Source organism: Vreelandella vilamensis (assembly GCF_031451755.1).
Classification (GTDB): Bacteria; Pseudomonadota; Gammaproteobacteria; order Pseudomonadales; family Halomonadaceae; genus Vreelandella; species Vreelandella vilamensis.
The window spans coordinates 140,426-167,050 of the sequence record NZ_JARWAN010000002.1 but is presented as its reverse complement, the minus strand read 5'-3'; the positions used below and the strand labels follow the sequence as shown (position 1 = coordinate 167,050).

Annotated in this window: 21 protein-coding genes; 18 read left to right on the top strand and 3 right to left on the bottom strand. The window is 55.7% G+C overall.

The window, feature by feature from the left end; all coding sequences use genetic code 11:
* Positions 1–54: 54 nt before the first annotated feature.
* Entirely contained in the window at positions 55–2,730 is a 2,676-nt protein-coding gene (locus tag QC823_RS01940; RefSeq protein ID WP_309654678.1) for a [protein-PII] uridylyltransferase, read from the bottom strand.
* A 34-nt stretch (positions 2,731–2,764) separates the two neighbouring features.
* Positions 2,765–3,556, bottom strand: a complete 792-nt coding sequence (map, locus tag QC823_RS01935; RefSeq protein ID WP_309654677.1) for a type I methionyl aminopeptidase — start codon at positions 3,554–3,556, stop codon at positions 2,765–2,767.
* A 369-nt stretch (positions 3,557–3,925) separates the two neighbouring features.
* On the opposite strand from map, the gene rpsB reads away from it, so the two are divergent.
* The 18 genes from rpsB to tilS all read left to right on the top strand — a co-directional run bounded on the left by rpsB (position 3,926) and on the right by tilS (position 24,821).
* The gene (rpsB, locus tag QC823_RS01930) at positions 3,926–4,675 is read left to right on the top strand and encodes a 30S ribosomal protein S2 (RefSeq protein WP_309654676.1); all 750 of its coding nucleotides are present in this window, start codon (positions 3,926–3,928) and stop codon (positions 4,673–4,675) included.
* Between the two features lie 131 nt (positions 4,676–4,806).
* On the top strand, positions 4,807–5,676 hold the full coding sequence (gene tsf, locus QC823_RS01925; protein ID WP_309654675.1) for a translation elongation factor Ts: 870 nt from the start codon (positions 4,807–4,809) through the stop codon (positions 5,674–5,676).
* Positions 5,677–5,877: 201 nt separating this feature from the next.
* The gene (pyrH, locus tag QC823_RS01920) at positions 5,878–6,663 is read left to right on the top strand and encodes a UMP kinase (protein ID WP_309654674.1); all 786 of its coding nucleotides are present in this window, start codon (positions 5,878–5,880) and stop codon (positions 6,661–6,663) included.
* Position 6,664: 1 nt separating this feature from the next.
* Positions 6,665–7,222, top strand: a complete 558-nt coding sequence (gene frr, locus QC823_RS01915) for a ribosome recycling factor (RefSeq protein ID WP_309654673.1) — start codon at positions 6,665–6,667, stop codon at positions 7,220–7,222.
* Positions 7,223–7,305: 83 nt separating this feature from the next.
* Positions 7,306–8,148 (top strand): polyprenyl diphosphate synthase, encoded by an 843-nt coding sequence (uppS, locus tag QC823_RS01910; RefSeq protein WP_309654672.1) that lies wholly within the window; start codon positions 7,306–7,308, stop codon positions 8,146–8,148.
* Entirely contained in the window at positions 8,141–8,947 is an 807-nt protein-coding gene (locus tag QC823_RS01905; protein ID WP_309654671.1) for a phosphatidate cytidylyltransferase, read from the top strand. The genes uppS and QC823_RS01905 overlap by 8 nt, the downstream gene beginning before the upstream one ends.
* Positions 8,944–10,134 (top strand): 1-deoxy-D-xylulose-5-phosphate reductoisomerase, encoded by a 1,191-nt coding sequence (gene ispC / locus QC823_RS01900; protein ID WP_309654670.1) that lies wholly within the window; start codon positions 8,944–8,946, stop codon positions 10,132–10,134. Before QC823_RS01905 ends, ispC begins: the two co-directional genes overlap by 4 nt.
* Before the next feature lie 79 nt (positions 10,135–10,213).
* A complete protein-coding gene (rseP, locus tag QC823_RS01895) occupies positions 10,214–11,572 on the top strand; it encodes an RIP metalloprotease RseP (protein WP_309654669.1) in 1,359 nt (452 codons plus the stop codon).
* A 99-nt stretch (positions 11,573–11,671) separates the two neighbouring features.
* Entirely contained in the window at positions 11,672–14,023 is a 2,352-nt protein-coding gene (bamA, locus tag QC823_RS01890) for an outer membrane protein assembly factor BamA (RefSeq protein WP_422823555.1), read from the top strand.
* A 112-nt stretch (positions 14,024–14,135) separates the two neighbouring features.
* Positions 14,136–14,636 (top strand): OmpH/Skp family outer membrane protein, encoded by a 501-nt coding sequence (locus QC823_RS01885; protein ID WP_309654668.1) that lies wholly within the window; start codon positions 14,136–14,138, stop codon positions 14,634–14,636.
* Between the two features lie 85 nt (positions 14,637–14,721).
* Positions 14,722–15,756, top strand: coding sequence for a UDP-3-O-(3-hydroxymyristoyl)glucosamine N-acyltransferase (gene lpxD / locus QC823_RS01880; protein ID WP_309654667.1), 1,035 nt, complete (start codon positions 14,722–14,724; stop codon positions 15,754–15,756).
* Between the two features lie 137 nt (positions 15,757–15,893).
* Positions 15,894–16,337: a 3-hydroxyacyl-ACP dehydratase FabZ gene (fabZ, locus tag QC823_RS01875; RefSeq protein WP_179930052.1), complete on the top strand. Its 444-nt coding sequence runs from the start codon at positions 15,894–15,896 to the stop codon at positions 16,335–16,337.
* Entirely contained in the window at positions 16,334–17,101 is a 768-nt protein-coding gene (gene lpxA, locus QC823_RS01870) for an acyl-ACP--UDP-N-acetylglucosamine O-acyltransferase (protein WP_309654666.1), read from the top strand. Before fabZ ends, lpxA begins: the two co-directional genes overlap by 4 nt.
* A 12-nt stretch (positions 17,102–17,113) precedes the next feature.
* The gene (gene lpxB / locus QC823_RS01865) at positions 17,114–18,283 is read left to right on the top strand and encodes a lipid-A-disaccharide synthase (RefSeq protein ID WP_309654665.1); all 1,170 of its coding nucleotides are present in this window, start codon (positions 17,114–17,116) and stop codon (positions 18,281–18,283) included.
* The gene (gene rnhB, locus QC823_RS01860) at positions 18,280–18,915 is read left to right on the top strand and encodes a ribonuclease HII (RefSeq protein ID WP_309654664.1); all 636 of its coding nucleotides are present in this window, start codon (positions 18,280–18,282) and stop codon (positions 18,913–18,915) included. The genes lpxB and rnhB overlap by 4 nt, the downstream gene beginning before the upstream one ends.
* Before the next feature lie 42 nt (positions 18,916–18,957).
* Positions 18,958–22,458: a DNA polymerase III subunit alpha gene (gene dnaE, locus QC823_RS01855; RefSeq protein ID WP_309654663.1), complete on the top strand. Its 3,501-nt coding sequence runs from the start codon at positions 18,958–18,960 to the stop codon at positions 22,456–22,458.
* 106 nt (positions 22,459–22,564) lie between these two features.
* Positions 22,565–23,521, top strand: coding sequence for an acetyl-CoA carboxylase carboxyl transferase subunit alpha (accA, locus tag QC823_RS01850; protein WP_309654662.1), 957 nt, complete (start codon positions 22,565–22,567; stop codon positions 23,519–23,521).
* On the top strand, positions 23,502–24,821 hold the full coding sequence (gene tilS, locus QC823_RS01845; protein WP_309654661.1) for a tRNA lysidine(34) synthetase TilS: 1,320 nt from the start codon (positions 23,502–23,504) through the stop codon (positions 24,819–24,821). The genes accA and tilS overlap by 20 nt, the downstream gene beginning before the upstream one ends.
* Here tilS and ppx read toward each other — a convergent pair.
* Entirely contained in the window at positions 24,818–26,371 is a 1,554-nt protein-coding gene (ppx, locus tag QC823_RS01840; RefSeq protein WP_309654660.1) for an exopolyphosphatase, read from the bottom strand. The genes tilS and ppx overlap by 4 nt on opposite strands.
* Between the last annotated feature and the right edge of the window lie 254 nt (positions 26,372–26,625).

Sequence of the window (26,625 nt, the reverse complement as noted above, 5' to 3'; positions counted from 1 at the left end):
GGCTTGCCGATTATAGGCAAGCCCCAAGGCAGGCTCAAATAAGCCGGGCTCAAATTAAACACTCAATTCGTCCGTCAAACGCTCGCGTAGCTGCTGCTGACGATCCGGGTCGGTCAGTGGCTCACCAGCTTTGGTGGTGATGAAAAAGACGTCTTCCACCCGTTCCCCCAGGGTGGCGATTTTAGCCGCCGAGAGGGCAATACCTTGCTCCATGAAAATGCGCCCGACGCGTGCCAAAAGCCCGGGGCGGTCCGGTGCGCTGAGTTCCAGCATGGTGCGATCATTGGCCGGATCCTGTTCGATCAGCACTTCGGTGGGGACTTTGAAATGCTTAAGTTGGCGCGGCGTGTGGCGGGAGACGATATCGGGATAGTCGTCTGGGTCATCAAGCTCTTCCACCAGGTGACGGCGCATCTCTTCGATGTGTTCGGGGTCGCAGATGGCATGACCTTGGTTGTCGAGCACGATAAACGTATTGAGTGTCCAGTTGTTGTGCGACGTCGCGATGCGCGCATCGTGAATCGAGAGCCCTAGTTGCTCCATGGCGGCGGCGGTCGCGGCGAAGAGATCATCCACCGAGCGGGTGTGAATAAACACCTTGGTGCCCCCTTCGGTCATGCCCTCTGTCGGGGCGCTGATCAACACCAGCGGCAGGTGGGTGTCGTTGTGGGCCATGATGCCTTGGGTTTGCCAGACAATTTCGCTGGGCGCGTACTGGAGAAAGTAGTCTTCGCCGAGCGAATCCCACAGCGGGTCGATGTGCTCGGCGTCAATGCCGATGGTTTGTAAAAGCGAACGGGCTTCCATGCGGGTTTCGCGCACCCAGTCGTCGCGGTCGGGCGGATTTTTTAGCCCGCGACGTAGCGCGCGCTTGGTTTCGCTATGGAGTTGACGCAATAACGACGCTCGCCAACCGTTCCAGAGCGTCGGGTTGGTAGCGTTGATGTCGGCGACCGTAAGTACATAAAGGTAATCCAGGCGCGTTTCGCTGCGTACGACTAGGGCAAAATCGCGAATCACATCGGGGTCGGTGATATCGCGTTTTTGCGCTGTCATCGACATCAAAAGGTGCTGCTCGACCAGCCAGCTCACTAGATTGGTATCGTGAGTAGAGACACGGTGGCGTTTGCAAAAATGCGTGACATCTTCCGCGCCGATCAGCGAGTGATCGCCGCCGCGGCCCTTGCCGACGTCATGAAAGAGCCCGGCAATCCAAAGGAGGTCGAGCTTGGGCAGCTGCGGCATGATGGCGGCGGCGACCGGAAATTCTGCTTTCGCTTCCGGTTTGCGGAAGCCGTGAAGAAACTTAAGCAGACGCAAGGTGTGGGCGTCTACGGTGTAAATGTGGAACAAATCATGCTGCATCAGCCCGACCGCACGACCGAATTCGGGCAGGTATTTGCCTAAAATGCCATAGCGATTCATCCGCCGTAGTTGGCGCGGCACGTTGCCAGCCGAGCGCAGCAGCGCCATAAAGAACCGCTGGTGCAGCGGGTCTTCGCGGTAATGGTCATCAATCTGATGGCGATGATCGCGAATGAGGCGAATGGTGTCGGCGCGCACGCCTTCGATCTCAGGGTGTTGCGCCATGAGCAGAAAAAGCTCCAGCATCGCTGAAGGTTTATCGTGAAAAAGCGTTCGTGAACGCACTTGAATATAGCCGCCCTTGGTCTCAAAGCGCTCATTGAGCTTAATCGTTTCCAGGGATTCTTGGCCGCGCAGGATGACTTCGTCAAAGTGCTGCAAGAGCATGTCGTTGAGCTGTGCAAGGGCTGTTACATGGCGGTAGTAGCGCTTCATGAACTGTTCGACCGCGAGGCGTTCAGGCGTGTCGCGAAAGCCGAATAGCTCGGCAATGGTGCGCTGATGGTCAAATAACAGTCGGTCTTCAGCGCGGCCGGTGAGCATATGTAAGGCGTAACGTACTTGCCATAAGAACGCTTGGCCTTGGCTTAAAATGCGCAGCTCAGCATCGTTCATGAAACCATTAGCGACGATGTCGGTGTACTGCTCGGTGCCGAAGTGGCGCTTGGCGACCCAGCCAATCATCTGGATATCACGCAAGCCCCCAGGGGAGCTTTTAAGGTTAGGCTCTAGGTGATACTCGGAGTTATTGTAGCGATAGTGACGCGTGATCTGCTCTTGCCATTTCGCTTCAAAAAAACGATCCGCTGGCCACACCCGATCCGTGCTAATGCGTTCACGCATGGCGTCACGCAGACGCTCTGGCCCTGCGATTAAACGCGACTCCAGCAGGTTAGTGATCACCGTAACATCGGCGTCGGCTTCGCGCTCGCAGTCATTGAGTGAGCGCACGCTGTGGCCAATCTCAAGGCCGATATCCCACAAAAAGGTAATAAAGGCGGTGAGTGGTTCGCGGTAGGGCGTGTCGTCGTCGTGCTCCAAGAGTAGCAGTAAGTCGATATCCGAGTGCGGGTGAAGCTCGCCGCGCCCGTAACCGCCTACAGCGACTAACGCGACGCCATCATCGGGCCATGCATGTTGCGCCCACGCCATTGCCAGCAGTTGGTCTAGGTACCAGGCGCGCCCACGCACGAGGTCGCGAATGTCCGCCCCGGCGCGGAATTTCTCATCCAGGCCCGCTTGTAAATCCCGTAGCGCCGCTTTGAACGGAACGACCGGCGAGCGAGAGCCAGCGAGTTCGTCGCGAAATACGTCGAGATCAAGGAGCGATGTGTCCGGCTCAAATCGGTAATGGTGAAGTAGCATGGGCCGCCTAGTGGTTGTGCGTTCGGTGAATGCGTTAGGCGTTGAGAAAGCTGAAATCTTCATCGCTGCGCGCGGTGAGCACTTCTACGCCGTTGTCGGTAACCAGAAGCGTGTGCTCCCACTGAGCAGATAGGCTGCGATCCTTCGTGACCGCGGTCCAGCCGTCGCGCAGTATCTTGGTTTTGTAGTCACCGACGTTGATCATCGGCTCAATGGTAAAGCACATGCCGGCCTTCAGGGTAATGTCGGCATCCGCGGCATAGCCATCGTAGTGCAAAAATTGCGGCTCTTCGTGAAAGTCGGCGCCAATGCCGTGCCCGCAAAAATCGCGCACAACCGAGTAGCCGTGAGCTTCTGCATGGTGCTGAATTTCACGCGCAAGTTCAGAAAGACGCACGCCCGGCGTGATGCGCGCAATACTTTTATACAGGCACTCTTGGGTCACGCGACTTAAGCGTTCGCCTTGAATGGTGTCACCTAGCACGAACATAACGCTGGAATCGCCGTGGTAACCGTCAGCGGTTTTGACGGTGATATCCAAGTTCATGATGTCGCCGTTTTTAAGTTTTTTGCTGTCATCGGGAATGCCGTGACACACCACATGATTGATCGAGGTGCACGTTGCTTTGGGAAAGCCATGGTAGTTCAGGGGCGCTGGTGTAGAGCCGAGTTCTTTGACGATGTAGTCGTGGCAACGGCGGTCGATCTCACCGGTGGTAACGCCCGCTTCAACGAAAGGGGTGATCATCTCAATGACGCTGGCGGCTTGGCGGCCAGCGTCGCGCATTTTTTCGATTTCAGCAGGGGTTTTGATGGGAACGTTCATGGGCACTCGTTACCTTGGAAATGGGTCAGCCGTTGCGCCAGTATAAAGGCTTGGCAGCAATAACGGGAAAGTGGTGGTGATAAGTGGTGGTGAAAGTGGTGATGGCTTCATCTTAGCGGTAATCTATGGTATAAAGCCGCGCGCTTTCCTGCAATCGCCCAGCCGTTTTTGCATGAGGTTAATGGAAAGGCACAACGGCATGGCGCAATGGTGCGCGATGCTGCTAACAGCAAGCCTTAAATCACACATGCACCGTCACATGGTCCCGGGTGCCTTTGAACGCCACGTCTGAGCCGATATCAAACGTTGTGTCTCTGGTCGGATCCATGGGGTGTGTGGAGGCCTAACCCGAGTTTCAGGAGTTTTACCATGGCACACGTTAATATGCGTGACCTGCTCAAAGCAGGCGCTCACTTCGGTCACCAAACCAAGTACTGGAATCCGAAGATGAGCAAGTTCATCTTCGGTGCGCGCAACAAAATCCATATCATCAACCTTGAGCACACCCTGCCGGCGCTGAACGAAGCGATCGACGTGGTTGAGAAAATGGCGGCTTCCAACAACAAAATTTTGTTTGTTGGTACCAAGCGCAGCGCGAGCAAAATCATTAAAGAAGAAGCGAATCGCGTTAACCAGCCGTTCGTCAACCATCGCTGGTTGGGCGGTATGCTGACCAACTTCAAGACCATTCGCGTGTCCATTAAGCGCCTGCGCGAACTCGAAGCGATGCATGAAGATGGCACGTTCGAGAAGCTGACCAAGAAAGAGGTCTTGATGGCAACGCGCGAGCAGGACAAGCTTGAGCGTTCCGTGGGTGGTATCAAGAATATGGGCGGTCTTCCTGACGCGCTGTTCGTGATTGACGTTGACCACGAGCGTATCGCGATCAACGAAGCCAACAAGCTGGGCATTCCGGTCATCGGCGTGGTCGATACCAACTCTAACCCAGACGGCGTTGACTACGTTATCCCGGGTAACGATGACTCTATTCGCGCGATTCAGATTTACGTGAAGGCCATTGCCGATGCCTGCGGTCGTGCTAAAGAAGGCCGTCCGGACGAGTTCGTTGAAGTCGCCGAAGACGCCGCCGACACTGAAAGCAGCGCTGCTGCCGAGTAATAGGCCGCATAAGATGGGATGTGTGCGAATATGTCTCATCGCGTTAGGAGGGGGCCTTATGCCCCCTTTTTCCCGCCTTGGCGGGCCTTGTCTCCAATTTCTAGACCCATTTAGATCAGAGGTGAATCCTTATGGCAGCTATTAGCGCCGCTCAGGTAAAGGAACTGCGCGAACGCACCGGCCTTGGCATGATGGAGTGCAAAAAAGCACTTGCCGAAGTTGACGGTGATATTGAAGTCGCGATCGAAAACCTGCGCAAAAATTCTGGCCTCAAAGCCGCGAAAAAAGCCGGCCGTACCGCAGCAGAAGGTGCCGTGGTAACGCGTGTCTCTGAAAGCGGTGATTACGGCGTTATGGTTGAGATTAACTCCGAAACCGACTTCGTGGCTCGCGACGACAACTTCATAGCGTTCACAGACAAAATCGCGGATGCCTTTTTTACCGCGAAAAACGAAGATGTCGCTGCGGTAATGGAAGGTGATCTGGAAACCGCTCGCGAACAGCTGGTGCAGAAAATCGGTGAAAACATTGGCGTGCGTCGTGCCGTCGTCATCGAAGCAGGTGAAGGCAATCTCGTCGGTGAGTACGTCCACGGTGGCCGCATTGGCGTTTTGACCGTACTTAAAGGCGGCACGTCTCAAGCCGCAAAAGACGTTGCCATGCACGTTGCCGCGATCAATCCGACGGTAGCCCGTCCGGATGAAATGCCGCAAGAGAAGCTGGACGAGGAAAAAGCGATCATTTTGGCCCAGCCGGACATGGCCGGTAAGCCGGAGCAGATTGCTGAGAAAATGGTTCAAGGCCGCTTGAAAAAGTACCTGGCCGAGAACAGTCTCACCGAACAGCCGTTCGTTAAAGACCCGAACCAAACCGTGGCTGAGTACGTGAAAGATGCCGGTGGCGAAGTGCTTGGTTTTACGCGCTTTGAAGTTGGCGAAGGCATTGAGAAAGAAGAAGTCGATTTTGCTAAAGAAGTGATGGAACAGGCTGGCCGCAGCTAAGGTCATAAGTTCCAAGCAAGTGGGCGTGCGCGCAAGCGCACGCCTTTGCGTATCCGGCTTTTGTGCTTACGTTGCATGCGCTAACGCTCATTTGGTTTGCGCTAATGTTGAAAAGAGAGCGCAGGAGTCACACGCCAATTCGGTGTAGGTCTGCCTTGTTGTTAAAGCCTTACGTGTGGTTAACGCTTTAGGAGAGATGCCATGTCCCGCAATGCTGATGAGCCCCTTGCCTCGGTTTCCCCCAGCAAAAAAACGGAAGGGTCGAAATCGAAGTCGAAGTATAAACGTATTTTGCTCAAGCTTTCGGGTGAAGCCCTGATGGGCGAGCACGATTTTGGTATCGACCCGGCGGTATTGGATCGTATGGCTTTAGAGATTGGCCAGTTAGTCGGCATTGGTGTCCAAGTAGGGCTTGTCATTGGCGGTGGTAACCTGTTTCGAGGTGCTGCGCTTAATGAGGCGGGAATGGATCGTGTGACCGGCGACCATATGGGAATGCTGGCGACCGTAATGAATGCGCTGGCAATGCGTGATGCGCTTGAGCGCTCTAATATTCGCTCGCGGGTGATGTCAGCGATTCCTATGAGTGGCGTGGTCGAGCATTATGACCGACGCACGGCGATTCGCTATCTAACGTCGGGAGATGTCGTACTCTTTTCTGCGGGTACTGGTAATCCGTTTTTCACCACCGACTCCGCCGCTTGCCTGCGGGGTATTGAAGTGGATGTCGATGTGGTCATCAAAGCCACGAAAGTTGACGGTGTTTATAATAAAGACCCGGTGAAACACCCTGATGCGGTGAAGTATGAGCAACTTTCCTACGACGATGCGTTGGATCAAAAGCTTGGCGTGATGGATTTGACCGCTATCTGCCTGGTACGTGACCATGATATGCCAGTGCGGGTATTTGACATGAATAAGCCTGGTGCCCTGCTGAACCTGGTTGTTGGGGGCAAGGAAGGCACGCTGATTGACAGAGGGGAATAACGTGATTAAAGAAATTAAGAAAGATGCGCAATCGCGGATGAAAAAAAGCGTGGATGCGCTGCATACCAACTTTAACAAGATTCGCACCGGGCGAGCGCATCCGAGTATTCTCGATGCGGTGACCGTGGAGTACTACGGCAGTCAAGTGCCGCTGGGGCAAGTGGCGTCTATTAACGTAGAAGATGCCCGCACGCTTTCCATCTCCCCGTGGGAGCAGGGCATGGTGCCGAAAATTGAAAAGGCGATCATGACCTCGGATCTAGGCCTTAACCCGGCAAGCGCCGGTACCGTCATCCGGGTGCCGATGCCGATGCTGACCGAAGAAACACGTAAAGGTTACATCAAGCAAGCGCGTAGCGAAGCCGAGCACGCGCGCGTGGCCGTGCGTAATGTGCGCCGTGATGCTAATGGCGACTTCAAGTCGCTGCTTAAAGACAAAGAGATCACTGAAGACGATCAACGCCAAGGTGAGGAAGAAATTCAAAAGCTTACCGATCAGTATGTTGCTGAAATCGATAAAGCATTGGCTGCTAAAGAGCAGGATTTGATGCAGGTGTGATATTGACACTTTAGTCGCGGGCAGTGTAGCTGCCCGTTCGGCTTTTTGCCGGTGAGATGAACGATCTTTGGTGCGATATTTTTATGACGTTACCGCAACCTCCGGATAAACAGCCGGCGAATGTAAGTACGCGCTCATCGACTGAGCTTTCAGCGACAAAATCTGAAGGGTTAGCTTTGATTCCATCTCATGTCGCCATCATTATGGATGGCAACAACCGTTGGGCGCGCGCGCGTGGCCTTTCGGGTGCGCGAGGCCATCGGGCTGGGGTTGAGGCTGTGAGGGCGGTGATTCGCCGCGCGGTAGAGTGTGAGGTTAAAACGCTGAGCCTTTTTGCCTTTTCCAGCGAAAACTGGAAGCGTCCTGCGGCGGAAGTCAACGCGCTGATGGAGCTCTTCTTAATGGCGCTCAAGCGTGAGGTGAAGAAACTTCACGAGCGCAATATTCGCCTCACGATATTAGGCGAGCGCGAAGGGTTTTCGCACGCGATTCAGAAACACATTCAGCGCGCCGAAACGTTGACGAGTGAAAACACGGGAATGCACCTGGTGATTGCGGCCAACTATGGCGGCCAGTGGGAAATTACCCGTGCTGCACGAGCGTTGGCTCAGCAAGTTGCTGATGGAGAGCTGACCGCCGACGAGGTAGATGAAGCGCGTATGGATCAAGCCATCTACACAAGCCAAATGCCACCGGTAGATTTGTGTATTCGCACCAGCGGTGAGCAGCGATTATCCAATTTTATGCTATGGCAGCTAGCGTATGCGGAATTGTACTTTTCGCCTTTGCTTTGGCCCGACTTTGGTGCCGAGGCATTTGATGCAGCACTTGCCGACTTTAGCCAGCGTAAACGACGTTTTGGTATGACCGACGAGCAATTATCCTCAACGCCGTCGCCAACAAAAACAGAGGCGCAGGGTGCTTAAACAACGAATTATCACCGCCGCTTGGCTGGCACCGCTGGTATTAGCGGGGCTGTTTAGTCTTCAAGGCGGCGCTTTCGCCTTTTTTACCGCCGCAATCGTGCTGCTCGGCGCCTGGGAGTGGAGCAATCTAGCAGGTGTTCAGCGTGCGACTCACCGAGCAATCCTTGTGGTCGGGGTTGCCCTCTTGATGGTATTGCTTTGGCAAAGCGGCGGCGTGTTATCGCCCTGGCCGTTATGGGTTGCCGCCGTTGGCTGGCTGGTCAATCTTTATTGGGTGACGCGTTATCCCGCAGCGCTGTCGCAGTGGGGCTCCACGCCAAGGCGCTTGTTGATGGGGCTATGGGTGCTATTACCGTGCTGGATTGGTTTTAACGTGCTTCGCGACAGCGGCAGCGTGTGGTTGCTGTTCGTCTTGCTGCTAGTGTGGGTCGCCGATATTGGCGCCTACTTTGCCGGTCGAGCATGGGGCAAGCGTAAATTGGCTCCTCAGGTCAGTCCGGGGAAGTCTTGGGAAGGCGTTGTAGGTGGCCTTACTGCCACGCTACTCCTGGCGTTGGTGTTCAGCGCTTGGCAAGGCCTTAGTTGGAGCGGTGGTCTTGTGCTCTTGGTCGTGACGTTCTTTGTCACATTGGTATCGGTGCTAGGGGATTTGCTCGAAAGTATGCTCAAGCGCTACCGCAAGATTAAAGATTCAAGCCAGTTACTCCCCGGTCATGGAGGCGTGCTGGACCGTATCGATAGCCTGACCGCCGCCGTTCCGCTATTTGCCTTATTGTATACTCTGGTGCCTAACCTATGAGCCGCCTTCAGCGTGTGACCGTCTTAGGGGCAACCGGCTCGATTGGCACCAGTACGCTAGACGTCATCGCCCGCCACCCGGAACGCTATCAAGTGTATGCACTGACAGCGCATACTGCCCGTGATGCGTTGTTGGCTCAGTGTATTGCCCACCATCCCGAGATCGCCGTCATAGCGCATGAAACTGATGCGCAATGGCTGCGTGAGGCGCTTTCTAACGCGCGGGTGAAAACGCAGGTAGCCGTTGGAGAGCAGGCGTTGGTAGAGGTTTCTCGTGATAGTGCCGTGGATGTAGTAATGGCCGCCATTGTTGGCGCCGCCGGTCTACTGCCAGCGCTTGCCGCCGCGCAAGCGGGAAAGCGAGTGCTGCTTGCGAATAAAGAAGCGTTGGTGATGAGCGGCGCGCTGTTCATGCAGGCAGTGGAAGCCGCGCAGGCGACGCTTTTACCTATCGATTCTGAACATAATGCAATTTATCAGTGTCTACCTAGCGAGCATCGCGGTGGGCTTGCGCGTCACGGGGTTTCGCAGCTGCTTCTTACGGCATCGGGCGGGCCATTTCGCACATGGAGCCGCGCAGCACTGGCGGATGTTACCCCTGAGCAGGCGTGCGCTCACCCTAACTGGTCGATGGGGCGCAAAATTTCAGTCGATAGCGCCACGTTAATGAATAAAGGCTTAGAGCTGATTGAGGCGTGTTGGCTGTTTGATGCCACGCCCGAACAGATTCAAGTCGTCGTGCACCCACAAAGTGTCATTCATTCCATGGCGGCCTATCATGATGGCTCGGTGTTGGCACAGTTGGGCAACCCGGATATGCGTACGCCGATTGCTTATGGTTTGGCTTGGCCAGAGCGTATTGATGCAGGCGTTGAAGCGCTAGACCTCTTTCAGGTTGCCCGTCTAGACTTTGAAGCCCCGGATGAGGCGCGTTTTCCCTGCTTGCGGCTGGCGCGCGATGCCATGCAGCAAGGCGGTAGCGCGCCGGCAATTTTAAACGCCGCCAATGAAGTTGCCGTTGAGGCATTTTTAGCCAAACGGTTAGGCTTCAATGCCATCAGTGACGTCGTGGCGGCCGTTTTGAACGATCAGCCAACCGAGCCGGTCCATAATCTCGACGTCGTGCTCAATGCCGATCAGCAAGCACGCCGCACCGCTCAGCAGTGGGTTAGGCACTATGCGCGCTAAGGGGTTACTCTAGCGGGCGACCAGCAAGAGCGAAATCAGTGGGAATTCAACCAGCAAGACAAGAACTGCGGAGATAAGCGTGGGCCTAATACAAAACATATTAGCGGTGATCGTCGTGCTGGGCCTTTTGGTGACGTTTCACGAGTTTGGTCACTTTTGGGTGGCACGTCGCTGCGGTGTGAAGGTGCTGCGTTTTTCAGTCGGGTTTGGTAAACCGCTGTGGTCTCGTACTGATCGCCACGGCACTGAATATGCCGTGGCGGCCATCCCGCTTGGTGGCTACGTCAAAATGCTGGATGAGCGTGAAGCGCCCGTGCCAGATGAAGAACTTCAATACGCGTTCAACCGTAAAAACGTCTGGCAGCGTGTGGCCATTGTGGCGGCAGGGCCGTTGGCCAATTTTTTGTTGGCCATTGTGGCTTACTGGGCGCTTTTTGTGGCGGGCACTTCAACCGTAATGCCGCTTGTTGGTGACGTCGTATCGGGCTCGCCGGCAGAGCAGGCAGGTCTTGAGCGTGGTGCCGAAATCGTTGCGATTGAAGACGAGCCTGTGCGTGCGTGGGACGAGATCAACCTTAAATTGGTGGCGCTGATTGGCCACAATGGCGAGCTTAACATTGAGGCACGCCCTGAAAATACGACTACTTCACGTCGCTATGCGCTGCCGGTGAATAACTACCTGGTACGTCAAGATCCGCCACAACCGCTGCAAAGCTTAGGGATTACCCCTTGGCAGCCAGACTTTCCGGCGGTGTTGGGCCAAGTGATGGACGGAGAAGCGGCGCACGCGGCGGGGCTTCGTTCGGGGGATCGTATTGTCGCGGTGAATGGTGAAGCGGTCGACGATTGGATGACGTTCGTTAATATTGTGCGCGGTAATGCGGGAGAAGCACTTGATGTGCGCATTGAGCGTGACGGTAGCGAACAAACGTTGTCCCTCACTCCAGGACGTAATACGTTAGAAAACGGCGTTGAAGTAGGCTACATCGGCGCCGGGGTTGAGCCTGTGGAATGGCCGGAAGAGCTGCGTCGTGAAATCCGCTATGGCCCTGTCGAGGCCGTGGGGCAAGCGTTTAATAAAACCGGTGATATGGTCATACTAACCCTCGATGCCATCCGCAAGATGCTGGTGGGGTTGATTTCACCGTCGAATTTATCGGGACCAATTACCATCGCGCAGATTTCTGGTGACTCCGCGCGCGCTGGCATGGAAGCGTTCGTTGGCTTTCTCGCCTATCTTTCTATCAGCCTGGGCGTACTGAATCTGTTGCCCATCCCGGTTCTCGATGGCGGCCATTTGCTTTACTACCTAGTGGAAATTGTCCGTGGGCGCCCGGTGTCAGAGCAGGCGCAAGCGGTTGGGTTACGTATTGGCTTGGCCATGGTAGGAACGTTAATGATAATGGCGCTCTATTTTGATTTGATGCGCCTGTGGTGATCACGCGTGTAGCGAGCAGCTGGCTTGCCAGCCGCCTGCACAAATGTATAAGGTGCCTGTCGAAACATGAAGGCAGACTAACGCGAGCGAACTGACTGCATGAAAATTAAGACCCTGGGAGTGGCGGCATTCCTGCTGGCAACAGCGGGGAATGTCCAAGCAGAATCTTTTGACGTTTCCGACATTCGTGTAGAAGGGCTACAGCGGGTTTCTGCCGCCTCGGTCTTTAATGCATTCCCCGTGAGTGCTAATGATCGTGTTGATGACCAAGAACTTGCGGAAGCGGCGCGCGAACTATTTGCGACCGGTTTATTTGATGATGTTTCATTAGCGCGTGAAGGCGATGTGCTGGTGGTTCAAGTCGTTGAACGCCCGACGATTGCACGGCTAACTATTACCGGGAATAAGCAGATTTCCGAAGATGATCTGCGTCAAGGGTTACAACAGTCAGGCTTGTCCGAGGGACAAGTGTTGCAACTGTCTACCCTCGAAGAGATGCAGCGCGAGCTCGAAGGCGTCTATCAATCGCAGGGTCGTTACAGTGCACAGATTGACGTTGACGTAGAAGAGGTCGATGAAGGGCGCGTTCAGGTCAATATCGACATCAACGAGGGAGGGGTGGCGAAAATTCGTCAAATCAACATCGTTGGCAATGAATCTTTTGATGATGAGACCTTGCGTGATCTGTTTGAGCTAGAAGACTCCCCGGGCTTCTTTTTTGGCTGGTTTTCAAGCGACGAATACTCGCGTGAAGCGTTAGCCGGTGATATTGAAAGATTGCGCTCATATTACCTGGATCGCGGCTATGTGAACTTCGAGGTAGTATCCACTCAGGTTTCTATTGGACCTGAGAAGAATGATATTTTTATCACCTTGAACGTTGACGAGGGCAGGCAGTTCCAGGTGGGGGATATCCGTTTCAGCGGCGATCTGCAAATCGCGGAAAACGAAGCGCGTGATCTTTTGCAAGTGCAAAGCGGCAACACCTTTTCACGTAGCGAGCTCAATGCTTCGACAGAAGCGTTGCGTCAGCGTTTGGGTACGGAAGGGTTTGCCTTCGCCGAAGTGGAGGGCATCCCGCAGGTGGTTGATGATAGCGGCACGGTAGATTTGATCATCGGCGTTGATCCTGGTCAGCGTACGTATGTGCGGCGCATTGAATTTGTCGGCAACACCACGACTCAGGATGAAGTGCTGCGACGTGAGATGATTCAAATGGAAGGCGCACCCGCGTCTACCGAAGCGATTACTCAGTCGCGACAGCGTCTGCAACGGCTAGGCTTTTTTAGTCAGGTCGAAGTGGATACCCGTCGGGTGCCGGGTGAAACGGACCAGCTTGACGTGACTTATAACGTTGAGGAACAGCCATCAGGGTCAATTTCCGCTAGCATTGGTTTCTCTCAAAGCGCCGGGGTGATTTACGGCGCCTCGCTGTCACAAAACAACTTCCTCGGTACGGGGAACCGCGTCAATGTCGGCGCTCAGCGAAGCGATACGTTTACCAGTATTAACTTCGGTTTTACCGACCCTTACTGGACCCTAGACGGGATTTCGCGTGGCTACAACGTCTTCTACCGTGAAACGGATTACGAAGATTCGGATATCTCCACGTATTCAACCGACGCTTACGGCGCAGGAATCAACTTTGGCTACCCGATCAGTGAACTCGCGCGGTTAAATTTTGGCGCGAGTGTTGACGACACGACGGTGAAAACGTATTTCGACACGGCCTCAGAAATTGAACGCTATGTCATGGACGAAGGCGACAATGCCCAAAGCATTAAGCTGACGGGAAGTTGGACGCGCAATAACCTTAACCGCGGGATGATGCCGACCGCCGGTAGCTACCAGCGTATTTCATTAGAGACGGCGGCCCCCGGCAGCGATGTTGGCTACTATAAAGCCCGTGCGCGTGCGCAGCAGCTCTTTCCCATCGATGACGATCATCGGTGGGCGCTCAAGTTTAGCGGTAATTTAGGCTACGCTGATACCTTGGGCAATAACGATCCTTATCCTTTCTATGAAAATTTCTATGCGGGCGGTTTAGGGTCGGTGCGCGGCTTTACCTCCAATACGTTGGGCCAGCGCACCACACCGAAGCGTGAAGGGGGGCGCGACCGCACCATGGGGGGGAACATCCTCGTGGAGGGCAGCGCCGAAATGATTTTTCCACTGCCCTTTATTGAAGACCAAAGCGCGTTGCAGTCCTCTGTGTTTTTCGATGCGGGTAATACCTTCCTGACGTCTTGTTATGACGTGCTAGAAAATGATGCGGATCGTCAGCGTTGCAACTCAGGTGTGGATCTGGGGGACTTGCGCTACAGCGTGGGGATGGGTCTGTCTTGGCTAACGCCCGTTGGGCCGCTAACCTTCAGCGTGGCAGAGCCGGTGAATGACGAAAGCGACGATGATACGCAGTTCTTTCAGTTCTCTTTGGGGCAAACGTTTTAAGGCATAAGCCAGGGCGAATCCAGTGGTAACCGGGTTCGCTTACTTAGCGCCCCTTGATGGCGACACATACTTTGGTTGCGATGCATACCGATAAAATTTAGGAGTGAATAACATGCGTAAACTCATAGCGGCAGTGTGTTTGATGGGTGCGATGATTCTTCCGGCACACGCGGCCGAAGTTGCGGTGCTTGATTGGCGAGCCGCGCTGATGAATACCGAGGCAGCGCAAGCCTCGTTAAGCCAGTTAGAAAGTGAATTGGGCGAGCAGCAGCGTGAAGCACAAAGCTTGGGCCAAGAATTGCAGTCTCTACAGCAACGCCTAGAGAACGAAGGCGAGTTGATGTCTGATGCTGAGCGTGAGTCATTGATTCGCGAACTGCAGCAAAAAGGTAGCCGCTTTGAGCAGCTGCGCCAACAGGTGGGTCAGGCTCAGCAGCGTTCCGAACAGCAGTTTTTGCAACAAGCTGAGTCTACTCTTGAACAAGCCGTGGATCAGGTCATTCAGCGCCATGGCATTGATATTTTGGTCGAGCCTCAAGGCGTGTTGCACTCATCCATGGATTTGCCCAACCTGACCGATGAAGTGACGCAAACCTTTAATTCGCTGAACTAAATGCGCCAGAAAGGTTAATGTCGTTGAGAACGTCGCTGCGGTGTTTTAATACCGTTCGCAATTTGTGCTACGAGTTTGGGCTAACATGACGCACGCTGCTTACACCATCCCCCTGGCGGATATTGCCCGCCACCTAGATGTCGCGTTTAGCGGCGACGGAAACTTGCCCATTCGTGGCTTAGCGACGCTTAAAGATGCTAAACCAGATCAAGTGGCATTTCTTGCTAATCGCGCTTACCTGAAAGATTTGGTCAAGACTCAGGCTGGCGCCGTTCTGCTTCATCCCGAGCACAGCAAAAGCTGTCCGGTACCCCGCCTGGAGATGGATAATCCTTACCTTGGCTACGCCAAGCTTTCTCAGTTATTCGACCCTCTGGCGGCCCTGGATACGCCCGGTGTTCATCCCTCGGCAGTAGTGGCGAAAGATGCCACGTTAGGGGCTGATGTTTCGATTCAAGCAAACGCAGTCATCGCCTCTGGCGCGGTACTTGAAGACCGTGTAGTCGTTGGGCCGGGCAGCGTTGTAGGGGCGGATAGCCATCTCGGTGAAGCGACACGGCTGCATGCTAACGTGACGGTTTGTCACGGCATTGTGGTGGGTAAACGGGTGATTTTGCATAGCGGCTGCGTCATCGGCGGCGATGGCTTTGGTTTTGCCCATGATGGTGCCGGTTGGCACAAAATTGCGCAGTTAGGTGGCGTGATTCTTGGAGATGACGTAGAGGTCGGTAGCTGTTCAAGCATTGACCGAGGCGCGCTCGGGGATACCGTTATTGGCCGTGATGTTAAAATCGACAGCCAGGTGCAAATTGCCCATAACGTGCAGATTGGGGATCATAGCGCGCTAGCCGGATGTGTGGGAATCGCCGGCTCCACCAGCGTGGGAAAACACTGCATGCTTGGCGGGGGGGTCGGCCTTTCGGGGCATTTAACCCTGTGTGATGGCGTACAAGTCACGGGAATGAGCTTAGTGACCAACTCCATCCATGAGCCGGGCGTGTACTCATCAGGGACGGGGGCAATGAATAATCGCCAATGGCGGAAAAATGCCGTGCGTTTTAAGCAGCTTGATGAGATAGCCAAGCGCTTGTCACGGCTAGAAAAAACAGCAGTTAAGTAAGCATGAAACAAGACAATAGTTACGAAGGGTAGGTTGAGGCTAATGCGTCGCGCGTTATAATCCACTGCCTTCACCAGCAGGAGAGCTGGACGTTCCTGAGGTTGGCTCAGGATATATGTTATTTAGAGGTCGCCACGATGGTCATGGATATCAACGAAATTCGCGAATTTTTACCCCACCGCTACCCGTTTTTGCTGGTGGATAGGGTGATCGAGCTCACCGAAGGCGAAACCATCGTTGCGTATAAAAATGTCAGCATTAACGAGCCGTTTTTTAATGGTCACTTTCCCCATCATCCGATTATGCCGGGCGTGTTGGTGGTAGAAGCGCTCGCGCAGGCTTGTGGGATTTTAGGGTTCAAAACCGTCAATAAACGCCCAGCCGATGGCTATGTTTATTATTTAGTAGGTAGCGATAAAGTCCGTTTTAAGCGCCCTGTCATGCCGGGCGACCAGTTAAGGCTGGAAGCGAATGTGATTCGTGGTAAGCGCGGTATCTGGAAGTTTGCCTGCCGCGCCACGGTAGAAGGCGAATTGGCCTGCGAAGCAGAAATTATTTGTGCTGAGAGGAAGGTGGCTTGATTCATCCGACTGCACTGATTGATCCATCGGCCCAGTTGGCCGATGACGTCGAAGTAGGTCCATACAGCATCATTGGGCCTCAAGTCGCGATTGGAGCCGGCTCAGTGATTGGTTCCCACGTGGTGGTGAAAGGGCCGACAACGCTGGGTGAGCGCACGCGTATTTTTCAGTTCGCGTCGGTGGGGGAAGATTGCCAGGATAAAAAATACGCGGGTGAGCCTACGCGTTTAGTCGTAGGCGATGACAATGTTATCCGTGAGGGAGTGACCATCCATCGCGGCACCGTCCAAGACCGGGGCGAAACCACGATTGGCTCGCGTAACCTGTTGATGGCGTATGTGCATGTGGGCCATGACTGTGTCATTGGTAACGATTGTATTCTTGCTAACCAAGTGACGCTCGCGGGGCATGTCAATGTGGGCGACTGTGCCATTTTAGGCGGATTGGCCGCGGTGCATCAGTTTTGCCACTTTGGCGAGCATGCGATGGCCGGTGGCGGGTCCATCATCACCAAAGATACCCCTGCTTACACCATGATCAATGGTAATCCAGCACAAGTGCATGGACTCAACCTGGTCGGCTTAAAACGGCGTGGTTTTAGCCGTGAGGCGATCAAAGCGTTAACGGACGCGTATAAACTGCTTTATCGCCAAGGGCTAACGGTTGAGCAAGCGCTTGTGGAGATGCGTAAGCGCTATGAGCTGCCGGAAGTTGAACGCTTTGCCGCCTCTATTGAGTGCTCGACTCGCGGTATCGTGCGCTAAACGAGGCCTGCCATGACGCTTAAGCGTATCTACATTGTTGCCGGTGAGTTATCGGGCGATATCCTCGGCGCGGGCCTGATGCGCGAGCTCAAAGCGCGCCACCCCCACGTTGAGTTTCGTGGCATCGGTGGGCCGCGAATGATGGCGCTTGGCATGCAAAGCCGCTTTCCGTTAGAAACCTTATCGGTGATGGGGTTGGTCGAAGTGCTCAAGCACTTGCCCGAACTGCTTCGCGTACGAAAAACACTCAAAGCTGACGCTCTCGCGTGGCAACCGGACTTGATGCTAGGGATCGACGCCCCCGATTTCAACTTAGGCCTAGAGCGCGCGCTGCGCGATACGGGCATCACAACCGCGCACTACGTTAGCCCATCGGTATGGGCGTGGCGCCAGGGACGGGTGAAAAAGATCGCCCGCGCAGTCGATGGGATGCTGACGCTGTTGCCGTTTGAAGCCGATTTTTACCGTGAGCATCGCGTGCCGGTGACCTTTGTCGGCCATCCGCTTGCCGATGAATTACCCCTTCATACCGACCGCCACGCGACGCGCGAGGCGCTTGGTTTGTCCTCTGAAGGGCCGCTTGTGGCGCTACTGCCCGGCTCGCGAGCCAATGAAATCCGCTTCATGGGGCCGACGTTTTTAGCCGCCGCGGTAATGCTGTGCGAGCATTTTCCCGCGCTTCAGTTTGTGATCCCCGCCGCCACGCCTGCGCGTTATCAAGAACTAAACGCCCTGCTAACCGAGTACCCTGAGCTCGCCACGCGAGTGACGTTACGTGACGGCCAAGCGCGTGAGTCGATGGTAGCAAGCGACATTGTGCTGTTGACCTCTGGCACCGCCGCGCTGGAAGCGATGCTTTGCCATCGGCCGATGCTCGTTGCGTATAAAATGGCGCCGGCCACTCACTGGCTTGCCAAGCGGCTGGTGAAAGCCCGCTGGATCTCATTACCCAATCTTATCGCTCAAGACACATTGGTGCCGGAGCTGATTCAAGAGGCGGCAAGTGCCCAGGCAATTGCCGAGCAGTTAACGCAGCTGTTGGATCATCCGGCCGAACGCCAAGCGCTTGAGACGCGCTTTGCTTCGATGCACGCGACGCTTCAGCGAGGAGCTAGCCGTCGCGCGGCTGAAGCGGTTGAAGCGCTGGCGGCGGGGCAGCCGCTTGTTCAAGGTGATTCATGAGCCAAAAAACAGCCATGAACCAAACGATAGCCGACTGGCCTCCACTGGAAATTGCCTACCAGGGAGAGCGGCTGGCGGGCATTGATGAAGTGGGGCGTGGGCCGCTGGTGGGCAGCGTGGTCGCGGCAGCGGTGATATTAAACCCCGCGATGCCCATTGACGGGCTGACCGATTCCAAAAAACTGTCGGCGCGAAAACGTGAAGCGCTGGATGGAGAAATTCGCCAGAAAGCATTGGCGTTTTGTGTCGCTGAGGCATCGGCTGAAGAGGTGGATGCGCTCAACATTTATCACGCCACGCATTTGGCCATGCGCCGCGCCATCGATGGGCTGCTTCCGGCTGCGGAGTATCTGCTGGTTGATGGCAATCGACTTCCGGGGCATGCCTTGCCGGGGCAAGCGGTGGTGAAGGGTGATTTGCGCCATAGCGCGATTGCCGCCGCGTCGATTTTGGCCAAGGTGGCGCGCGATGCGCAGATGCTGGCGCTTGATCAACGTCACCCAGAATACGGTTTCGCTCGCCATAAGGGCTACCCGACGACAGTGCATTTGGCGGCCCTAGAAACCTATGGCCCCTTGCCTGAGCATCGCCAAAGTTTTGCCCCGGTTAAGCGCCAGCTCGCGTTGTTATAAATTCGTCATTCATTCATGTTGTTGCCCTGCCACGAGATTCCTATGACGGTTCCGTTTGTCCATTTGCGTATACACAGCGAATATTCCCTGGTCGATGGCTTGGTCAAACTTAAGCCATTGGTCAGCACCACCGCAGAGCAAAAGATGCCGGCGGTGGCACTGACGGATGAGGCGAATCTGTTCGGATTGGTGAAATTCTATACGGCCGCGCAAAATGCCGGCATTAAGCCGATTATTGGCAGTGATCTGTGGCTGCATAATCCCCACGATGAGTCGCACCCGTACCGGCTCACTCTTTTGGCCATGAACGAGACGGGCTATCGCAATCTCACCGAGCTGATTTCCAAAGGCTGGACTGATGGCCAGCGCCAAGGGCGGGCGATTCTCGACAAGCACTGGGTGTTAGCGCAAAGCGAGGGCCTTATTGCCCTTTCGGGCGCGCGCGACGGCGACATTGGCCGCCACTTGCTTGCCGAACATTACCAGGATGCCAAAGCGCTTTTACACGAATGGCAGGCGGCTTTCCCCGACCGTTTTTATCTCGAACTGACTCGCACCGGGCGCTCGCTTGAAGAAACCTGCGTGCACGAAAGCGTCAAGCTTGCCATTGACACCGATACTCCCGTGGTGGCCACCAACGACGTACGCTTTCTTAAGCGCGACGACTACTGGGCCCATGAAACTCGCGTGGCGATTGGCGAAGGTAAAGCGATCGACGACCCGCGGCGTGAGCGCAAATACGCCGAGGAGCAATACCTCAAAAGCCCCGACGAGATGGCGGCGCTCTTTGCGGATATCCCCGAAGCGCTGGAAAACAGCGTCATGATTGCCAAGCGCTGCAGTGTCGATGTGCGCCTGGGGGAAATCTTTCTGCCCGAGTTCGAAATCCCCGAAGGCATGACCCAGGACGAGTTCTTTCGCAAGATCTCCCACGACGGCCTGACCGAACGGCTGGATTTTCTGTACCCCGTCGAGCGTTATCCGCGCGACGGTGACGAGTACCAGGCGATTGACGAACGCTATCGGGAGCGGCTCGACTTCGAGCTCAACATCATCATCCAGATGGGCTTTCCCGGTTACTTTTTGATCGTGATGGACTTTATTCAGTGGGCCAAGGATAACGACGTGCCGGTAGGGCCGGGGCGCGGTTCAGGTGCCGGGTCACTGGTGGCTTACGCGCAGAAAATCACCGACCTCGACCCGATTGGCTACGACCTGCTGTTTGAGCGCTTTTTGAACCCCGAGCGGGTGTCGATGCCCGACTTTGACGTCGACTTCTGCATGGAGAAACGCGACAAAGTCATCGAATACGTGGCCGAGCGCTACGGCCGCGATGCGGTGTCGCAGATTGTTACCTTTGGCACCATGGCGGCAAAGGCGGTGGTGCGCGATGTCGCCCGTGCCCAGGGCAAACCCTACTCGTTGGGCGACAAGCTCTCCAAGCTGATTCCGTTTGAAGTCGGCATGACGCTTTCCAAGGCGATTGACGCCGAGCCTGCCCTGCAAGAGTTTGTTGAAGCCGACGACGAAGCCGGCGAAATCTGGGAAATGGCGCTGAAGCTCGAAGGCATTACCCGCGGCACCGGCAAGCACGCCGGCGGCGTGGTCATTGCCCCGACGAAGCTAACCGATTTCGCGCCGCTTTTGTGCGACGAAGACGGCTCGGGGCTGATGGTGCAATTCGATAAGAACGATATCGAAGAAGCGGGGCTGGTGAAGTTCGACTTCCTCGGTCTGCGTACCCTGACGATTATCGACTGGGCACTGGAGATGGTCGATAAAGTGCGCGCCGTCGACGGCGAAGACCCACTTAATATCGATGCCATCCCGCTGGATGACGTGCCGACGTTTGACATGCTCAAACGTGCCGAAACCACCGCGGTGTTTCAGCTTGAATCCCGCGGGATGAAGGAGCTGATTAAGCGGCTTTTGCCCGACTCGCTCGACGATATGATCGCGCTTGTCGCGCTGTTCCGCCCCGGCCCGCTGCAGTCGGGCATGGTGGACGACTTCATCAACCGCAAGCATGGCCGCGCAGAAGTATCTTACCCGCATCCGGATTACCAGCACAAGCTGCTAGAGCCGGTGCTGGGGCCCACCTACGGCATCATTCTCTACCAAGAGCAAGTAATGCAGATTGCCCAGGTGATGGCGGGTTATAGCCTTGGTCAGGCGGATATGCTGCGCCGGGCGATGGGTAAGAAAAAGCCCGAAGAAATGGCCAAGCAGCGCGCCGGTTTTATGGACGGCTGCGCGGCCAACGGGATTGATAAAGACCTCGCGGGCAATATCTTCGACTTGGTCGAGAAATTTGCCGGTTACGGTTTTAATAAATCCCACTCAGCTGCCTACGCCTTAGTGTCTTACCAAACCGCGTGGCTCAAGGCGCACTATCCGGGGCCGTTTATGGCCGCGGTGATGTCCACCGAGATGGATAACCTGGATAAAGTCGTCCCGTTGATCGAGGAGTGCCGCCACCTCAAGCTCACCGTGACGCCACCGGACGTCAACGTGGGTGGCTACAAGTTTACTGTCGATACCGATGGCCGTGTGGTCTATGGCCTTGGCGCGATTCGCGGGGTAGGCGAAGGACCGATTGGCGCGATTGTCGAGGCGCGCAACACCGAAGGCCCGTTTACCGATCTGTTCGATTTCTGCCGTCGCATTGACCCTAAACGCATGAATAAGCGCACGCTGGAAGCGCTAATTCGCTCCGGCGCGTTGGATAACCTTGGTCCTAATCGTGCCGTGCTGTTTGCATCGATGGAGGATGCTCTCAAGGCCGCCGCGCAAAACCATACCAACCAAAACCTTGGCATGCTGGATATGTTCGGCGATGCGTTTGAAGCGGCTGAAGATAACGATGTCTACACCGAGTATCTGGGCGTGCGTGAATGGACCGACCGCGAGCGCTTGGCGGGCGAAAAAGAGACCTTGGGGCTTTACCTCACCGGCCACCCAATCGACGAGTACGAGCGTGAGTTGAAGCGTTTTGTCTCGACCCGGATTGCCGATTTATCCCCTTCCTGGGAGCCGCAACGCGTTGCCGGCTTGGTGGTAGGCGTGCGCACAATGAAGTCCAAGCGCGGCGATACCATGGCCTTTATTACCTTGGATGACCGCACCGGCCGTATTGAAGCTTCGCTGTTTGGCGAGCTTTTCGATCAGCTTCGCGGTCAGATCGAGTCGGATCAGGTGCTAATCGTCGAGGGTGATGTCTCAAGCGATGATTATTCGGGCGGGTTGAAGCTGCGCGGTAAAGACGTGACCCCGATGGTGGCGGCGCGCGTGCGTTACGGCGAATCAATCGACGTAGCGCTTGAAGCCAAACGTATTAACGGTCGCCTGGTCGAGAGCTTGCGCGAGAGCTTAGCGCCGCACTGTAATAACGACGGTTTGCCGGTACGACTGCAGTACCGCCATCCAGAAGCCACCGTATGGTTGGAACTTGCCGCCGAATGGCGGGTGGCGCCAAGCGATGACTTGTTACTGGCGCTTCAAGACGTGCAAGGCCAGGTTGGCGTTCAACTTCGCTATCGCTAATTAGCCCGGCGGTAATGTGCCAGCGCTTGCGTGACAAGGCCAAGGTGCGATAATGCGTGACAATATTGCGCGATCCGAGAAGGCTTAATTTTTACAGGCTTAGCCGATGAACCCTAATTATCTCGATTTTGAACAGCCGATTGCCGAATTGCAGGCAAAAATTGAAGAACTGCGTTCGGTTAGCTCCGATAGCCAAGTCAATCTCTCTGATGAAATTGACCGCCTGGAGGAGAAAAGTCGCAAACTCACGGCGTCAATCTTCAAAGATTTAACGCCTTGGCAGGTGTCACAGATTTCGCGGCATCCACAGCGCCCTTATACGCTGGACTATCTTGAGCACATTTTTACCGATTTTGACGAACTGCACGGAGACCGTCGTTTTGCCGACGACGCCGCGATTGTCGGCGGTATTGCACGCTTTAACGACAAGCCCGTGATGGTGATTGGCCACCAAAAAGGCCGTGAGGTAAAAGAGAAGGTACGGCGCAATTTCGGCATGCCCCGGCCTGAAGGTTATCGCAAGGCATGCCGCTTGATGGAGATGGCCGAGCGTTTCAATATGCCGGTCTTCACCTTTATCGATACTCCTGGTGCTTATCCCGGTATCGACGCGGAAGAGCGTGGTCAGTCTGAGGCGATAGCGCATAACCTGGCGGTCATGTCGCGGCTCAAAACGCCGATCATCTCGACGGTTGTTGGTGAGGGCGGCTCTGGTGGTGCGCTCGCCATTGGGGTGTGTGACGAGTTGCACATGCTGCAATACTCGACGTACGCCGTTATTTCGCCTGAAGGCTGCGCCTCTATTTTGTGGAAGAGCGCCGCAAAAGCGTCCGATGCGGCGCAGGCCATGGGCATTACCGCCGAGCGGTTAAAAGAGTTGGGTTTTGTCGATGCGCTAGTGCAAGAACCGCTAGGCGGCGCGCACCGCCATCCGATTAACACCGCCGCGCGCGTCAGGGAGACGCTCCAAGAGAGCCTAGAGCGTTTGCAATCGCTGGATACCGACGCACTGCTATCGCGCCGCTATGAACGGCTGATGAGCTATGGCGCCCCCGCCGCTTGATCCTCTTTTAACGCGATTACATAGCGCCCTGGTGGAATCCCCACCGGGGCGTTCTGTTTGGGTGGCGCTTTCCGGGGGGCTAGATTCAACGCTGTTGCTGACGCTGGCCGCCGCCGCGTGCAAAGAGACGCAGACACCGCTAAAGGCGATTCATGTTCATCACGGTCTACAAACGGCCGCGGAGACGTTTGAGGAGCACTGCCACGCTCTCTGTATGAGCCTGAACGTGCCGCTCACGGTGGCTCGCGTGAGTGTGCAACTCACAGGGCAGGGAGTTGAAGGCGCGGCGCGAGAGGCTCGTTATGCTGCGTTTGCCGAGCATGTTCCAGCAGGTGATGTGCTGTGGCTGGCGCAACATCAAAACGACCAAGCGGAAACGTTTCTGCTTGCCGCTCTTCGCGGCAGCGGCATCCGCGGTTTGGCCGCCATGCCCTATGCGCGTCAGTGGAACGGCGTGAAGATCGTGCGCCCGTGGCGAGACGCGCCCAAACAAAGTCTGGAAAGGGCAGCGCGAGCGCTGGCACTTAACTGGTGCGAGGATCCTTCCAATGTCGAGACGCACTTTGATCGTAACTTCTTACGCCACCGGGTCGTTCCCATGCTCGGTGAGCGCTGGCCGCACGGGCAGGCCGCGTTTGCCGCTGCCGCCAGCCAGGCCGGGGAAGCCGATGCGCTGCTAAGCGAGTATGCCCTTGAAGAGCTCGCTACGCTTCGTCTGGGGATAGAACAGCTTGATGCAGTGGCGCTCAAGCAGCGCTCAGCGCCGCGTCAGCGGCTTTTAATCCGCATTTTCTGCCAGCAGCTGGGCGTGCCAACCCCACCGCGCAAGCGCCTGGAAAGCCTGCTTTCGCAGTTGGATGCGGGAGTCGACGCCCAGGTGCGCGTTGCGTGGGGAGCTGCCGAAGCGCGAGTGTGGCAGCAAAGGCTCTACCTCTTGGCGAACCGTGACCCACTGCCCGCCTGGCAAATCCAGTGGGACGGGCGCGCGCCGCTGAAAACACCGCTAGGCGAGATGTCGCTTTCGGTGGAGAGTAAAGCACCGCTCATCGCTACGTGGCGCCAGGGTGGCGAAGTCTTAGACCTACCGACGCGCGGCCGGCGGGATCTCAAGCGGTTACTGCAAGAAGCCAATATCCCCCCTTGGGAGCGCGAACGAGTCATCGTGTTTTGGCGAGAGAGTGCTGGTTGTACGCCCCGTTGCATTGCCGCTGTATACTCGCCTAGCAGGCTTTGCTGGCAGGCGGCGGGTGAAAAGGTGGCGTGGCATGACGCGCATAATGTGAACGAATCGTGGGGTTAACGCACCACGAGCGAAAATCCCGCGTTCTCCATGTAAGCTTGTTCCTGCTCTAGGTCCGTGCTCAGTAGGGTAGGCTCGTCGTCACTTTCGGGCAGTTCAATGTAAAGTGTATCACCTTCGACGTTAAAGGCAGGCAACGGCGGTGGGGTTTCAGGGCGTGAGTGGTTGAAGAGTACGCTTAAACGCAAAAGTCTCGCCAGTCGAGCGTATCCAGGTTGCTGCGCTTTGGGGAGCGCCTGCCACTCTTTTAGTGGAAACTTGCGGCGGTGGGCGCGCACCAAAAAGGCCATTAGGCGCTGCTCTGGGCGTGAAAAACCCGAAAGGTCGGAGTGCTCAAGAAGGTAAGCGCCATGACGGTGAAATTGGCTGTGTGAAATGGCTAAGCCAATTTCATGCACTTCGCTTGCCCAGTGCAAATAACGCCGATGATCTTCAGTGAGTTGCCATGTTTTGCGTACGCCGGCAAAAAGAAGATCCGCGGTATCGGCGACGTTTTCCGCCTGACGGGTATCCACATCGTAGCAACGTCTGAGCGACGCCAGGGTTTTTAGCCGTGAGTCCTCGGCGCTGTTGCGCCCGGCCATATCGAAAAGTACCCCTTCACGCAGGGCACCGTCGGCAAAGCGCATCTGCTCAAGCGCAAAGGCTTCAAAAATGGCGCTTAAAATGGCGACACCGGCAGGAAATACCTTCGCGCGGTCAGGTTTCAACCCCTCAAGGGCGACTTTATCGACGTGTTTGCACTTGATAATGCGTTCGCGAAGTTTTTTCAGCCCTGCTTTTGTGATGAGCCCTTCTTGAGGCGTATCGGTGTACGCGTGCAATACGCTGGCGGCGGCTTTAATCGTGCCGCTAGAGCCAACGGGGTCTTCCCAGCCCAGGCGCTGATAAGGGCGCTGGATATTGGCAAGCTCAGAGAGCGCGGCGAGCTCCGCTTTACGCATGCGTTTTTCGCTGAGTTCGCCATCCAGGAAAAACCGGCGGGAAAACGTGATACAGCCCATGCGCAAGCTTTCCAACGCCATTGGTTCAAATGACTCGCCGATAATAAACTCGGTTGATCCTCCACCGATATCCACAATCAACCGACGTCCGCTTTCGGCAAGGGCATGCGCCGCGCCAAGGTAGATCAAGCGGGCTTCTTCGCGTCCGGCGATAATTTCGATGGAGTGGCCTAGTTGTGCTTCGGCCAGGTCGATAAACGTTTGGCTATTATGCGCATCGCGCAAGGCGTTGGTGCCGACGATACGTAACTGTGACGCCGGGATACCGCGCAAAAAAGGGGCAAAGCGGCCAAGGCAATCAAGCGCGCGTTGCATGGCGACATCGCTAAGAAAGCCGTCTTCATCAAGCCCTGCGGCGAGCTGGACCTTTTCTCCCAGACGCGCGACGACTTGCAGCCGCTCGTTTTGATAGTTGGCGACAAGTAGGTGGAAACTGTTAGAGCCCAGGTCAATGGCGGCGAGCCGCCGGGGTTCGCTGCTGTCAGCGACACGGTGGGTGAAACTGGGCAAAAGATCGTCAGTCGGGCGCAATATTTCCTTGGGCATGAGCTATCCTTGAGGGTGGACATGTCAAGGTTGCGGGGCACTTTGTTCATTGTCAATTGCTGAAGGCTTGCGTTTGGCTCATAGCTTGACTACCATCTTGCTATTGGTTTGATTCGAATCGACATGTCATACATTTCGGCATTGATCAGTTTCGGTCACCTCAGGCTTTGTCAGTTCAATGGCTAGCCGCCCCGATGTCCAAGTCGTCAGATAGCCCGCCGGTATCGGTGATTCCCGTCTGAATCACGATACGT